12 protein-coding genes and 1 pseudogene are annotated in these 13,698 nt (G+C 57.2%); 6 read left to right on the top strand and 7 right to left on the bottom strand.

Features of this window, described 5'->3' with window-relative positions; genetic code table 11:
* The first annotated feature begins 102 nt into the window (after positions 1-102).
* The 6 genes from CLV88_RS16025 to CLV88_RS16000 are packed head-to-tail and all read left to right on the top strand — an operon-like array spanning position 103 to position 7,281.
* The gene (locus CLV88_RS16025; protein WP_106609427.1) at positions 103-669 is read left to right on the top strand and encodes a tautomerase family protein; all 567 of its coding nucleotides are present in this window, start codon (positions 103-105) and stop codon (positions 667-669) included.
* Entirely contained in the window at positions 666-2,360 is a 1,695-nt protein-coding gene (locus CLV88_RS16020) for a hydantoinase B/oxoprolinase family protein (RefSeq protein WP_106609426.1), read from the top strand. The genes CLV88_RS16025 and CLV88_RS16020 overlap by 4 nt, the downstream gene beginning before the upstream one ends.
* On the top strand, positions 2,357-4,420 hold the full coding sequence (locus CLV88_RS16015; RefSeq protein WP_106609425.1) for a hydantoinase/oxoprolinase family protein: 2,064 nt from the start codon (positions 2,357-2,359) through the stop codon (positions 4,418-4,420). Before CLV88_RS16020 ends, CLV88_RS16015 begins: the two co-directional genes overlap by 4 nt.
* Positions 4,417-5,037, top strand: a complete 621-nt coding sequence (locus CLV88_RS16010) for a cysteine hydrolase family protein (protein WP_106609424.1) — start codon at positions 4,417-4,419, stop codon at positions 5,035-5,037. The genes CLV88_RS16015 and CLV88_RS16010 overlap by 4 nt, the downstream gene beginning before the upstream one ends.
* Complete coding sequence (locus CLV88_RS16005; protein ID WP_106609423.1) at positions 5,034-5,900, top strand: isocitrate lyase/PEP mutase family protein; 867 nt, start codon at positions 5,034-5,036, stop codon at positions 5,898-5,900. Before CLV88_RS16010 ends, CLV88_RS16005 begins: the two co-directional genes overlap by 4 nt.
* The gene (locus CLV88_RS16000) at positions 5,881-7,281 is read left to right on the top strand and encodes an FAD-dependent oxidoreductase (RefSeq protein ID WP_106609532.1); all 1,401 of its coding nucleotides are present in this window, start codon (positions 5,881-5,883) and stop codon (positions 7,279-7,281) included. Before CLV88_RS16005 ends, CLV88_RS16000 begins: the two co-directional genes overlap by 20 nt.
* A 183-nt stretch (positions 7,282-7,464) precedes the next feature.
* Here CLV88_RS16000 and CLV88_RS15995 read toward each other — a convergent pair whose 3' ends face one another.
* The 7 genes and pseudogenes from CLV88_RS15995 to CLV88_RS15965 form a co-directional block, all read right to left on the bottom strand.
* Complete coding sequence (locus CLV88_RS15995; RefSeq protein ID WP_106609422.1) at positions 7,465-8,169, bottom strand: IS6 family transposase; 705 nt, start codon at positions 8,167-8,169, stop codon at positions 7,465-7,467.
* 292 nt (positions 8,170-8,461) lie between these two features.
* Positions 8,462-9,169: pseudogene (locus tag CLV88_RS15990) on the bottom strand (IS6 family transposase).
* 188 nt (positions 9,170-9,357) lie between these two features.
* A complete protein-coding gene (locus CLV88_RS15985) occupies positions 9,358-10,092 on the bottom strand; it encodes a proteasome-type protease (protein WP_106609421.1) in 735 nt (244 codons plus the stop codon).
* 48 nt (positions 10,093-10,140) lie between these two features.
* Positions 10,141-10,938 (bottom strand): transglutaminase family protein, encoded by a 798-nt coding sequence (locus tag CLV88_RS15980; protein WP_106609420.1) that lies wholly within the window; start codon positions 10,936-10,938, stop codon positions 10,141-10,143.
* 12 nt (positions 10,939-10,950) lie between these two features.
* Complete coding sequence (locus CLV88_RS15975) at positions 10,951-11,892, bottom strand: alpha-E domain-containing protein (protein ID WP_106609419.1); 942 nt, start codon at positions 11,890-11,892, stop codon at positions 10,951-10,953.
* A 4-nt stretch (positions 11,893-11,896) separates the two neighbouring features.
* Complete coding sequence (locus CLV88_RS15970; RefSeq protein WP_423827740.1) at positions 11,897-13,294, bottom strand: circularly permuted type 2 ATP-grasp protein; 1,398 nt, start codon at positions 13,292-13,294, stop codon at positions 11,897-11,899.
* A gap of 87 nt (positions 13,295-13,381) precedes the next feature.
* A complete protein-coding gene (locus CLV88_RS15965; RefSeq protein ID WP_207797078.1) occupies positions 13,382-13,558 on the bottom strand; it encodes a hypothetical protein in 177 nt (58 codons plus the stop codon).
* Positions 13,559-13,698 lie beyond the last annotated feature (140 nt).

The following is a 13,698-nucleotide window of genomic DNA, read 5'->3' as shown; positions in this document are numbered from 1 at the left end:
CATTCAAAAGCAAGTATTAGTATTTCAGATATCCAAATTTTTTTTCTGGTAAGATACATTATTTGTATTACAGATAATACCAATTGAACATTGGGGGAAGCCATGCCGATCGTCGAATTGCATGTTCTTGAAGGCTATAATTCTCTGGAAAAACAACGTCTAAGCGAAGTTTTGACGGATGCGGTGCGATTCGTCATCCCCGCCGCGCCGGAGCTTGTGACGGTGATGATCCATGATGTGCCAACAGACAATTACTATCGTGGCCGCATACAGCGCAGCCCCGCGCCCGCGCTCCCGGATCCAGCGCAGATCGTGAAAGACTACCTCGCCGCGATGGAGGCCCGCAAACTGGAAACGGCGCGCGCCATGCTGGGGGACGGCTTTGCCATGACCTTCCCTGGAACAGCGCCCATGCGCACGCTGGAAGAACTGATCGAATGGTCAAAACCGCGTTATAAATTTGTCACGAAGACGTATGACGGGTTTGATGCTATGCAGGGCGTGGGGGATGCCGCCATCGTCTATTGCCGCGGCATGCTGCAAGGCGAATACCACGATGGCAGCACCTTTGAAGGTATTCGTTTCGTGGATCGTTTCGAGATCACCGGCGGCAGGATCACACGGCAGGATGTATGGAACGACATGGCCGAAGTGAGGGCGAATGCATGAGCGAGATTGACCCAATTACCCTGTCGGTTCTTGCGGGCCGCATGGAGCAGATCGCAGACGAGATGGACGCTACTCTGTTTCGCGCGGCCTTCAATCCGATCATCGCTGAGGCGCATGATGCTAGTCACGGGATCTATCACGCAGTGTCGGGCGATACGCTCGTGCAAGGGAAATCGGGCTTGCCCATTTTCGTGGGCGTCATGTCCTTTGCGGTGAAAGCCGTGATCGAAAAGGCCGCCAGGGATGGCGATCTGGAAGATGGCGACATCTACATCTTCAACGATGCCCACATCGGCGGCACGCACCTGTCGGACATGCGTCTCGTGCGGCCTTACTTCCACGATGGCAAGCTTTTTTGCTATCTCGCTTCTGTCGGCCACTGGCATGACGTGGGCGGCGCTGTGCCGGGCAACTACAACCCGGCGGCGACCGATGTATTCCAAGAAGCGTTCAACCTACCGCCTGTGAAGCTCGCCCGAAAAGGCGAAATTAATCAGGACATCATCGACATTCTCTTGCGCAACACGCGCCTGCCGCAATCGGCCATGGGCGATCTCAATGGCCAGCTTGGCGCGCTGGATCTGGGCGTCAAGCGGATGGACGAACTACTGGATGAATACGGAGCGGAGACGATCACCGCTGCGCTTGCGGCACTCGGCCACCGCGCAGAGGCGTTGATGCGGTCAGAGTTGACCGATTTGCCCGATGGCCGCTGGGAGGCCGAGGATTACCTAGACAATGACGGCATCACCGACGAACCACTAAAGATCAAGATCGCGCTTGAGATCAAAGACGATGAAATGACGCTTGATTTCACCGGGTCTTCGCCGCAATGCGCTGGCCCTGTGAACATCGCTGTGCCGACAACCGTGGCGACCGCCTATGTGGCCATCAAACACGTCTTTCCCGCGCTGCCTGCCAATGCAGGCGTAATGCGGCCCATTGATGTGATCGTGCCCGAGGGTAGCCTTTTGGCCGCGCAGTTCCCCGCGCCCACAGGCGGCTATACCGAAACCATCCTGAGGATGATCGACGTGGTCTTTTCTGCCTTCGCGAAGGCCGCACCCGAGCGTGTCGTCGCCAACGCCTATGGCACCATCAATGCGCTTTCCATCGCCGGCAAGCGCAGCAATGGCCAGCCATGGGTCATGTTCTCCTTCTATGGCGGCGGCCATGGAGGGTCAGTTGAAACCGACGGGCTCAACCACGGCAATGCGCCCATTTCGACCGCCACGATCCCGCCTATGGAGATCCTCGAGGCAGCCTATCCCGTCATGTTCCGCAAATGGGCACTGCGCCCCGACAGCGCCGGTGCGGGTGCACATCGCGGCGGGCTTGGCGCGGTCTACGAGATCGAGGTACTGGAAGAAAACGGCGCCGAGGCGTTCCTCTTCGGCGAACGCGGGCGCTTTGCTCCCAAGGGGATTGCCGGCGGCGGCGATGCCGCGCTTAACGCCTTCACCTATGAGCAGGATGACGGCTGGCACAGCCCACCACTGGCCTCGAAGATGCGCGGCATCAAGCTCAAGCCGGGACAAGCTGTGCGGCTTGAAACGCCGGGCGGCGGCGGCTACGGCGTGGCGTCCGAGCGAGATCCCAAAACCGTGGCCCGCGATGTTGCGCGAGGACTGGTAAGCGGCGCAGAAGCAGATGCCGCATATGGCACGCAATGGCGAGAGGTCACAGCATGAGCAGCCGAATGATCGGTGTCGATGTGGGCGGCACATTTACTGATGTCTTCGTTTTGAATGAGGCCGAAGGCACGGCAAGCGTTGCCAAGGTTCCAACAACACGGCCCGACCAATCGAGCGGTTTCCTCGACGGAATCGGGCGCGAGGTTCAGGACCTGTCCGAGATTGCTGTGGTGGTGCATGGTACCACAGCGGGCACGAACGCGCTTCTGGAACGCAAGGGCGCGAAAACAGGTGTGATCTGCACCGAAGGTCTGCGCGATGTGCTGGAAATGCGCCGCCGCGACAGGCCGCGCACATGGGGACTGCGCGGCGACTTCGAACCCGTAGTGGACCGTCGCAACCGTCTCGAGGTGCCGGAACGCACCCTGGCCGATGGCACTGTGCGCACCCCTGTGGATCTTGAGGCCGTACGCGCCGCTGCCAAAACACTGCAGGCACAAGGCTGCGAAGGCGTGGCGATTTTGTTTGCCAATTCCTACGCTAATACCGCCAACGAAGACGCTGCAGTCGCAGCGCTGCGCGAGGTCTGGCACAATGAACATGTGTCGGCATCCTCCGAGATTTTGCCCGAAATCCGCGAGTTCGAGCGCTTCTCGACCACCGCGCTCAACGCCTATTTGCAGCCCGAGGTGTCGGGCTATCTGGGGCGGCTTGAAAACGCACTCAAGGCGGGCGGGTTCGATGGCGAATTCATGATCGTTCAATCCAATGGCGGCGTCATGGCCGTGGACACCGCTTGCCGTCTTCCCGTGCGTACGGCGCTTTCTGGCCCTGCGGCTGGGGTGATCGCCGCGGGCTATATCGCTGGGTCGGCCGGGTTCGAGAATATCATCACTGGCGATATGGGCGGGACGAGTTTTGACGTTTCCCTGATTGCCGAAGGGCAATCCATGTTGGCGCCACAGACCTCGATTGATTTCGGTATGGTCGTGCGAAACCCGATGATCGAGATCACCACCATCGGCGCGGGGGGGGGATCTATTGCCTGGGTCGACAAGGGCGGGTTGCTCAACATCGGCCCCGAAAGCGCCGGCAGCAACCCCGGCCCCGTAGCTTATGGCCTTGGAAACACCCGCCCGACGGTGACTGACGCCAATGTAGTCCTGGGCCGGATCGATCCGGACAATCCCATCGGCGGCAAACTTGACCGGTTGGATGTGGACGCGGCAAGCCGGGCAATTGATGAACATGTCGGCGGCCCACTGGGGCTTTCCACGGTGGACGCCGCCGAGGCGATACTCAAGGTCGCCAACAGCCGCATGGCGGGCGCGATCCGCCTTGTTAGCATCGAGCGCGGCTTTGATCCCAAGCGCTTTGCCTTCATGCCGTTTGGAGGTGGTGGCGCGCTCCATGCAGGTGCGATGCTGGTCGAAGTGGGCATCTCGCGGGCCATCGTGCCGCGTTATCCCGGGGTCACATCGGCCATGGGATGTGTAATTGCCGATATGCGGCAGGATTTCGTACAGACAATCAACTCGCTGGTGGACACGCTTGATGAGACAGCACTAGGTGCTTTCATGCAGGATCATGCCGATCAGGGAATGGCGCTGCTTGATGCCGCCCGTACCAAATTCGAAGCGCGTGAGCTGAGCTTCGAGCTCGACATGGCCTATATCGGGCAGACGCATACCGTGTCGGTTCCTCTAACCGTGAAAACGGTGGGTGGTAGGGTCGCTGCTCCGACACGCACCGAGATTGAAGAGGCCTTTGATTCCGCCTACCGCGCAACCTTTGGCAGGCTCTTGCAGAACGGGGTGCGACGTATCCTGAACCTGCGCAGCGCCGTGACCGGCAAGCGACCAAAGTTCGACCTGAGCGCTCTAGCCCCGTCCGGGACCGGCTCGGCCGAGCCTACGGGCCAGAGGCAGGTGCATTTCGCCGAAGGCTGGTATTCCACGGCGATCTATGATCGGCTTGCTCTACCTGTGGGAACTGTCATCAAGGGCCCCGCGATCCTCACGCAGCCTGACACCACGGTGCTTATCGAACCCGATTTACAGGGCCGAGTCGATCAGTTTGGCAACACCATCATCGAACCCTTGGAGGACGTATCATGAGCAATCCAGCCACTTGGGATATCTCACGCACGGCACTTCTGACGATTGACTTGCAGAATGATTTTATTCACCCTAAGGGCGCCTATGGCCGCGCCGGCCAGGCCGCAGAAAGCATTGCGGACCTGCCCGATCGCATTGCGCCGCTGGCGCGGGCGCTGCGGGCTAGGGGTGGGCGCTACTTCTCGGCGCAGTTTACGCTGGTTCCTGACAAGGACGGCGAGCCGCTGATTGCGCCACATCTCAAGGAGTTACGCCCTTTTCTGGGTAAGGGTGATTTTGCGCCGGGTAGCTTTGGGCATGCGCTAGTGGATACGCTCCAGCCTGCAGATTTCGTGATCGAAAAAGTGGCTTATTCAGCCTTCTACCAGACCCGGCTGGAATACCTGATGCGCGCCGTTGGGATCGACCATCTTATCGTTGGGGGCATCGTCACCAATGGCGGTGTAGCCTCTACGTTGCGCGATGCGCATCTGCGCAACATTGAAACCGTGATTCTGACAGATGGCTGCGCCGCCTTCAAACCAGAGGTGCACGACGCTACGCTCTTGTCGCTGGGCACGGTGACTCAGCAGATGAGCTGCGCCGATGCACTGGCCTTGATCGAGGGCACGTCATGAGCCTCGGGACACGTCTTCAGAACAAGGAAATCGTTGTCGCGCCCGGAGTTTTTGACGGGCTGACAGCATCACTCGCCGAGGCGGCAGGGTTTGAGGCGCTCTACCTCAGCGGTGCGGCCGTGGCCTACACGCGGTTGGGGCGGCCCGACATTGGCCTTACTACGGCTTCCGAGATGGCCGATACGATGACGCTCATCGCCGATCGCACCGCGCTGCCGGTGATCATTGATGCCGACACAGGCTTTGGCAATGCACTCAACGCGCAGCGTACAATGCGGCTCTATGAGCGGGCCGGCGCCTCGGCGCTACAGATGGAGGATCAGACCTATCCGAAGCGCTGCGGGCACCTGGCGGATAAATCGCTCATCCCGGCCCCGGAAATGGTCGGCAAGATTTCCGCGATGGCCGATGCTCGGGCTTCGGACGAAACGCTGATCATTGCGCGCACCGATGCGATTGCCGTCGAAGGTTTTGCCGCCGCCGAAGACCGCGCCGAGGCCTATCTTGAAGCAGGCGCAGATGTGCTATTCATCGAGGCGCCACAAAACCGCGCGCAATTGGAACAGATCGCAGCGCGCTTTGCGGAGCGCGTGCCGCTTCTGGCTAATATGGTTGAAGGCGGAGCCACGCCGATCACTGGTGCGGATGACCTTGAAAACCTAGGGTTTTCCATCGTGATCTTTCCCGGTGGCATTGTCCGTGCACTGGCCCGCACCGCGCAGGACTATTACCAGAGCCTGGCCGGCAACGGCTCGAACAAGCCCTTTGCCGACCGGATGTTTGATTTCGGCGGCCTTAACGGCGTGATCGGGACCGACGAAATGTTAAAAAATGGGGCGCGGTATGACGGCTCCGACAGTTAAACCACCCCCCGATAGCTTTGATCTTGAGGTAGAGCTCTTGATTATTGGCGCGGGCGCCTGTGGGCTGATTGCCGCGCTCTCGGCCAAGGAGGCTGGCCAAGAGGTTTTGGTGATTGAAGCCGATGCCGTCCCTTCAGGTTCCACCGCGCTTTCGGCTGGGCTGATCCCAGCGGCAGGAACGAAGCTGCAACAGGCGGCCGGCATAGACGACAACCCGGCGCAGTTCGCAGCAGATATTCAGGCCAAGGCCCATGGCGAGAACGATCAGGAGCTTGTTGATCTCATGGCGCAGAATGCCGCCGAAGTGATCGACTGGCTCACCGATACGCATGGGCTGCCCTTCTCGGTCGTCGATGATTTTGATTATCCCGGCCATTCCAGCCGCCGCATGCACGGGCTGCCAACGCGCGCGGGTGCCGAACTGATCGACGCACTGCGCAGCGCCGCCGAGCGTGCAAGCATCGACATCATCTGCGGACGCCGTGCCGAGACGCTATATTTTACTGGCGGCCTGGTGCATGGTATCGCTGCGCGACGCCCCGATGGCGGGGTGGAAACCATCGGCTGCAAGCGCCTGATCCTTGCCTGCAACGGCTTTGGCGGCAACCGCGCGCTGGTGGCCCAGCATATGCCTGAGATCGAAAGCGGCCTTTGGTTTGGCCATGATGGCAACCGAGGCGAGGCCGTGCTTTGGGCCGATCAGATTGGCGCGGCAACCCAGCATCTGGGCGCCTATCAGGGCCATGGCAACGTGGCCCATCCCCACGGTATCCTCATCACCTGGGCCACGATTACCGAAGGCGGTGTGCAAGTGAACCGCGCAGGAAAGCGTTTCTGGAACGAGGCGCAAGGCTATTCCGAGGCGGCCCGCGCCGTGCTGTCGCAACCCGGCGGCGAGGCCTTTGCCATCTTTGACGCGCGCATCGCCGAAATCGCGCGGCAGTTCGAAGATTTCAAACGCGCCGAAGCGCAGGGCGTGATCAAAACCGCCAACTCGCTGGACGAACTGGCCGTCGCCCTTGGCCTGCCTGCTGACGCGCTCGGGGGAACCATAGACAGTCTCCCAGCGGCTGGCACGGATAGCTTTGGCCGCGTCTTCGGAAAGACCCGCCTTGCGCCACCCTATTGCGGCGTGCGAGTAACCGGCGCGCTGTTTCACACACAGGGGGGCTTGCGTGTTGGCAACTCGGCGCGGGTCATCACCCGCGACGGTTTGCCGATCCCCAATCTGTTCGCTGGCGGCGGCGCTGCCTGCGGTGTGTCCGGTCGTGGAGATAGTGGGTATCTATCCGGAAACGGCCTGCTGGCCGCGGCGGCTTTGGGGCGTATCGCTGGAAATGCGCCCACCGAACAACGAACACCCCACTCAAACCCGGACTGACTCCAAGCTAGACTTGAAGCAGACCTTGGTATTGACACAACGAAGGGATGGTTTGTCCCGCTCACCGGCCCTTCAGGTATCATCCAGCTAAGGTCCCGTATGAGCCCAGAGTGCAAATTGCAGCAACGTGGGTGCTGGCAGACTAATTCGAACTGGTCTCTGAAGGGCCAGTGACACTGTCCATTAACTCGCGTCAAGACCACGCCACTCAGCCAGAGCGGCGGCGCGGTTGAGCTTGAAATTTGGTCTCGTTGAAAGGCTGCGTTTCTGATTAAAGTGATTGTAGACTGAAGCGTGGACGGAGGCGAACTTCTGCAAACTTCGCATACGCCTGAAACGCAGCATCGCACGCTCTCGTCGTCGGAACGGCAGACGTGAGTTCTCGGCCCTGTTGTTCAACCAGCGACCGGTTTCCTGTCTGCCTGCAGCGCCAATCTCCTTCAAAGCCGCGCCATACGATGCCAGCCCGTCCGCCACGACCACGTCAGGACTGCCATGCTTACGCATTGCTTTCTTTAAGAATTTCAATGCGGCTTTCTTGTCGCGTGTCTTTGTAACGAAGCTTTCCAGGGCTTCACCCTCATGATCGACAGCCCGCCATGGATAATGCCGCTCGCCGTTGATTTTCACGAACACCTCGTCCAGATGCCAGCGCCACTTGCTGGATTTCATGCCCGCAATCCGCCGTTTTCTGATCTCGGACGCGAACATCGGACCGAACCGATGCCACCAAAATCTAACAGCTTCATGGCTCACATCGATGCCGCGCTCATGCAGCAGATCTTCCACATTGCGGAGCGATAATGGAAACCGCACGTACAGCATCACTGCCAGGCGGATTATCTCACGGCTCGTTTTGAAATAGCGGAATGGATCAGGTTTGGCCATCCGACGAAGCTACGAAACCGCCCTGCCCGTCTCAAGCCAGTTTTGTCTGACAGAACCGGGAAACCTGCCCCAAACCCCACCGGCGAAACTGGGTCTCTGAGACTTTCAAGAATAGTCACGGAAATGCAGCGCCACGGTGCGTCTCAGTTCAAAACGCAACCCCGCAACCGACGGAAATCACGCCACTAATCGCAATCAATTCTGCAGGGGAATTCGAGACCGGGGTCGGGGTCGGTGGCGGTGGTGTCAGACCAATTCGAACCAGTCTCTACTTGGCCAGTATGGCTGTCCTTTATGCCGAGCAAAGAACACGCCACTCGGCAAGCGCGGCGGTTCGATTCTGCCTGAAATGGTCTCTTTGGGAAAGGCCGCGCTCCCGGTTGAAGTGATTGAAAACGGATGCATGGACGGAAACAAATTTCTGCAAACTTCACATGCGACGAAACCGTTGCATGGCTCGTTCTCGCCTTCGAAAAGGTAAGTGAGAATTCTCAACTCGATTGTTCTTCCAACGTCCGGTTTCCTGCTTCTACGCATGCCCGATGACTTTCATTACCGCGCCATAAGAACGCAATTTGTCAGTGACGAACGCCGCCGGCTTGCCGTACCTTTTCATCGGTTTCTTCATATATTTAGTGGCGGCAACCTTATCTCGGCGCTTCGTTACATAGCTTTCCAACACCCCCCCTTTCGTGATCCATCGCGCGCCAAAGGTAGTATCGTTCACCGTTGATTTTCACGAAAACCTCGTCGAGGTGCCAACGCCAGCTCGAGTAACATCGCATCCGACTGACCCGTTTTTTACGAGGCTCTGCCGCGAACAGTGGCCCAAATCTGTTCTACCAAAACCTGGTAGTTTCGTGGCTGACACCGATACCCCGTTCGTCCAGTAGATCTTCCACGTTTCTAAGCGATGGTGGAAATCGGACATACATCATCACCGCAGACGGATGATTTCCAGACTGGTTTTGAAAGAGCGAAAAAGGGAGTGTTTTGTCATATACAGAAGCTAGATCGCCACCCTACCCTTCACAACCGAGTTTCCTCTGAAATCACCCAATTGACGCCTCTCAGAGTGAATTCATTTTGAAACGAACTATCTACATCTGTCGAGAATGCGGCTCGATCAAAGATATTTCACCTTTGAATGAAGCCCAATCTGAGGCGACCACTCTGCCCGACCAGAGCCTATTTTAGTTCGTAACCCGGCAACTGCGCGAGGGCATTGCGAAGTGCATCACCCCAGCCGGAAGAAACGGCCTGATAATACTTATCACCTGACTCAATTCGGGGCCTCTCGATTACTTCAAAGCTGTCTTTCGCATAGACCTGAAGATCAAGTGGTAGCCCAACGGACAAGTTTGCTTTGATCGTTGAATCGAACGAGACGAGCAGCAGTTTGATAGTGTCTTCAAAACTCATTTCAGGGTCATAGGCCCGCACAAGGATCGGTTTGCCGTATTTGGCTTCACCAATCTGGAAGAAAGGGTTGTCATCGGTGATTTCGATAAAGTTGCCTTCCGGATAAATCATGAACATCGTCGCCCCGCCGCCTTTGACCTGACCGCCCAGAATGACGGATGCCTTGAAACTCGATGATGCTTCCAGACCATCCGGCCTGCTGTCGCTGATCACCTCTTTCAGGGTCGACCCGACAAGGCGCGCAATCTCGAACATCGTCGGCAACTCAAGCAGCGTCGGGTTGCGTTCAGCGACAACTTTGGATCGCTCGTCCAAAAGGCTGACAAGGGCCTGCGTGGTTGCAAGATTTCCCGCGGTCATCAGTGTGATGACCCGCTCGCCCGGAACATTCCATGTGAACATCTTCTTTGTAACAGAGAAATTGTCGACGCCCGCATTCGTGCGCGTATCCGACATAAAGACCAAGCCCTTGTTCAAGCGAAGGCCAACGCAGTAAGTCATTGTCTTTGTCCAGTAGGAATAATAAACCGTGAAGTGATTGCGCAGTTCTTATTGCTGAATCTGCAGCGACACAATCATCGATTCAGCAGAAGCCCCTAGGCGGACCCCGGTTATGGGAGCTGCGTCACGTGAATCGAGGCCAGTTGCGATCCTGACATAGCGTTCATCCGGGGAAATGCCGTTCGAGACGTCAAAACCAACCCATCCAAGCCCATCGATATGCGCCTCCGCCCATGCATGGCTGGCCTCTTGCTCTATCCGGTCGTTCATCATCAGGTATCCGCTGACATACCGCGCAGGAACACCCGCGCTACGCGCCGCCGAGATGAAGATTTGCGCGTGATCCTGACACACGCCTCCCCCGGCAGCGAGCGCCTCTTCTGCGCTGGTCCCTGCCACCGTATCAGCTTCGCTATAGGGAACGGCCATCAGAATGGCCTTTGACAGGTCGTGCAAATCGCTCAAGGGATCGACATCTTTACGGATTTTTCTGGCCAGATTTCGAATACCCTTTCCCGCAGTTGTGCGCGAGGTGCTTTGAGTAAAGTGCCAAAGCGGGGCGCCGCCGTAGACCTTGCCGAAAATTCCGTCAGATGAATGTGTCTCAACCATGCCAGAGACCTGAACACTGACCTCCGTTGCACCAGGTTCGGCCTGAACCAGCAAAGTCTGGTTTTGGTGTTGATCCTGAAAAGAAAGCTCCTTTGCCCCACCCGAAATTTCAACATTCCAGTCCAGAACCGTTTGGCTCTTGTTGGTGGTCGGGGTCAACCTGACCTGTTGCAGGCCATAGGTGACCGGGGCGTCATAGGAGTAGCTTGTGGTATGTGTGATTTTCAGCTTCATGGTGCCAATTGCCTATCCAATGAACCTATAGTCTTCTTCGATCTGCCGCCCGATGGCGTTGTTGTCGCGGATAAACGTTGTGATGAACTCGTGCAGCCCTTCGTCAAAGATAGTGCTGATCGTCTGCTGGCGCAGCCTGTCACGTTGCGCATCAATCAGATCATGACAGGGCATGCGGATGCCGTAATCCTTGGCCAGATAGCTTAAGTTCTCTTCTAGAATGCGACTGCAAAACGACAGCGAGCGCGGGAAGCGACTGTCAAGAATAAGAAATTCGGCAACCGCCGCCGGCGTCATCTCATCGCCATTGAGCCAGCGAAAAGAGCGATGCGCCGACACAGACCGCAAAATGGTTTCCCATTGCACATTGTCCAGCGCAGACCCTACGAAACTGGCGGTCGGCAGCAACGTATAGTATTTCACGTCGATGATCCGGGCCGTGTTGTCTGCCCGCTCCAACACCATGCCAATCCGGGTAAAGTCATAGATATCATTGCGCAGCATCGTGCCTTGCATTGCGCCGCGCACCAGCGCGTTATGTCGGCGTATCTCGCCCAGGATCGCAGGTAACTCAGTTTCCCTGACGGGTTTCTTCAGCGTTTCCTTCAGTCCCATCCAACTTTCGTTAACGGCCTCCCAAACTTCGGTGGTCAGGGCCGTTCGAACCATACGGGCATTGGTCCGGGCTTGCCCAATGGCCGAGATAACGCTGGACGGGTTCGTGGTGTCCCGCAGCAGAAAGTCCACCACATTCGCGGCCAGATAACTGTCGTATTTTGCATCATAGCTGTTGCGCACACCGGCGGTGGTCACAACCGATTTCCATTCCGACGCCGGATCTTTTGACCGTGTCAGCGCAATGCGAAACCCCGCCTCCACAAGACGCGCCGTGTTTTCGCTGCGTTCCAGAAACCGAAACATCCAATAGAGACCACCAGCGGTTTTTCCGAGCATCGCGCTAGTCCTCCAGTACCCAGGTATCTTTGGTGCCGCCGCCCTGGCTTGAATTGACAACCAGCGATCCGGCCTTCAATGCCACGCGGGTCAACCCGCCGGGCGTGATGTTGATGCCTTTTGGCGACACAAGCACAAAGGGCCGCAAATCAACATGCCGCGGCGCAAGACCCTTTTTGGCAAAAATCGGCACCGTTGATAACGACAGGGTCGGCTGGGCAATATAGTTTGACGGGTTCTTTCTTAACTTGGCCGCAAAGCTTGCCAACTCTTTTTGGCTGGCCGCTGGTCCGACAAGCATTCCGTAACCGCCCGATCCATGCACTTCCTTGACCACCAGCTCCGCCAGATGATCCAGAACATAGGCGAGAGAGTCAGGCTCCGAACACCGCCATGTCTGAACATTCTTCAGGATCGCCTTCTCGCCGGTATAAAACTCAACGATATCGGGCATATACGAATAAATCGCCTTGTCGTCTGCAATCCCGGTTCCGGGCGCATTGGCAATCGTGATGTTCCCGGCGCGATAGACATCCATAATGCCCGGCACGCCCAACATGGATTCCGGGTTAAAGTTCAGCGGATCGAGATAGTCGTCATCCACCCTGCGATAGAGCACATCGATGACTTTATATCCTTCGGTCGTGCGCATTGCGATATGACCATCGACCACTCGCAAATCATGTCCCTCAACCAGCTCAACCCCCATCTGATCGGCTAGAAATGAATGCTCAAAATACGCCGAGTTGTGAATTCCGGGTGTCAGGATCGCCACGGTCGGTTTTCCGCTGCAATGGTCCGGCGGGCAAGCAGCAAGCGAGCGCCCAAGGTTCTTGGGATAGTCACTGACCGGCTGCACCTTGATCTGGCTGAACAGCTCCGGAAACATTTGCAGCATCGTTTCGCGGTTTTCGAGCATATACGACACGCCTGACGGCGTGCGCGCATTGTCTTCCAGCACAAAGAAATCATCTTCGCCGGTACGGACAATATCGGTCCCGACAATATGCGTATAAACATTGCCCGGCGGCGTGACACCGATCATCTGCGGCAAAAACGCCTCGTTGCGTGAAATCAGTTCGACCGGGACAACACCGGCGCGCAGGATTTCCTGCCGATGATAGATATCATGCAAAAACGCATTTATCGCGCTGACACGTTGCTCGATCCCCTTGGACAACCTGGTCCATTCCCGGTTCGCGATAATGCGCGGAATCAAATCAAACGGGATCAGCCGTTCCTGAGCGGCAGCCTGGCCGTACACATTAAACGTGATCCCCGTTCGCCGAAAGAACGCCTCGGCTTCTTTGGATTTCTTGGAAAGACGTGTCGGGTCTTCATTTGCAAACCACTTTTGATATTCAGCATACGGCGCGCGTACGTCATCAGAACTCAAAAGCATCTCATCAAAGTAACGTCGTTCTGAAGTCATTCAGACATGGTAGAGGATACTCTCAGAGTTGCAATACTGCCTGCCCCATGGTGCCATTCATTCCAGGCGGGACACCTGAACTGACTGATTTATAAGCTCCATAGAGCCGTATGATGTCATAAACGAAACATCGGCAGCATCCCGGCCGACACCGATCCGTACAATTTCCGGCACACGCGCCATGCCCGTCAGATCAATCAAATGCCACCGCCCTTCAAGATAGACCTCTGTCACAGCATGAAAATCCTGTGGCACGACATCCGGCGCATAGGCGCTGACTGTCTGACGTCAGCGCTTATGGGTCCAAATAGGGCGGTTTGATAAGGGAGAGTTTCTGGCTCATCGTGACCACTGAGGAGTGGGACATGAAAAAG

The sequence above is a fragment of the Shimia abyssi genome (genome assembly GCF_003014475.1).
Classification (GTDB): Bacteria; Pseudomonadota; Alphaproteobacteria; order Rhodobacterales; family Rhodobacteraceae; genus Shimia; species Shimia abyssi.
The sequence above is the reverse complement of the archived record's forward strand: the minus strand, read 5'-3'. Positions and strand labels throughout refer to the sequence as shown.

Coding starts and splice junctions, on each gene's coding strand:
- CLV88_RS16005 (WP_106609423.1), top strand. CDS start 5,034: ATGAGCCTCGGGACACGTCTTCAGAACAAGGAAATCGTTGTCGCGCCC.
- CLV88_RS16015 (WP_106609425.1), top strand. CDS start 2,357: ATGAGCAGCCGAATGATCGGTGTCGATGTGGGCGGCACATTTACTGAT.
- CLV88_RS15980 (WP_106609420.1), bottom strand. CDS start 10,938: ATGAAGCTGAAAATCACACATACCACAAGCTACTCCTATGACGCCCCG.
- CLV88_RS16000 (WP_106609532.1), top strand. CDS start 5,881: ATGACGGCTCCGACAGTTAAACCACCCCCCGATAGCTTTGATCTTGAG.
- CLV88_RS15975 (WP_106609419.1), bottom strand. CDS start 11,892: ATGCTCGGAAAAACCGCTGGTGGTCTCTATTGGATGTTTCGGTTTCTG.
- CLV88_RS16025 (WP_106609427.1), top strand. CDS start 103: ATGCCGATCGTCGAATTGCATGTTCTTGAAGGCTATAATTCTCTGGAA.
- CLV88_RS15970 (WP_423827740.1), bottom strand. CDS start 13,294: ATGCTTTTGAGTTCTGATGACGTACGCGCGCCGTATGCTGAATATCAA.
- CLV88_RS15995 (WP_106609422.1), bottom strand. CDS start 8,169: ATGGCCAAACCTGATCCATTCCGCTATTTCAAAACGAGCCGTGAGATA.
- CLV88_RS15985 (WP_106609421.1), bottom strand. CDS start 10,092: ATGACTTACTGCGTTGGCCTTCGCTTGAACAAGGGCTTGGTCTTTATG.
- CLV88_RS16010 (WP_106609424.1), top strand. CDS start 4,417: ATGAGCAATCCAGCCACTTGGGATATCTCACGCACGGCACTTCTGACG.
- CLV88_RS16020 (WP_106609426.1), top strand. CDS start 666: ATGAGCGAGATTGACCCAATTACCCTGTCGGTTCTTGCGGGCCGCATG.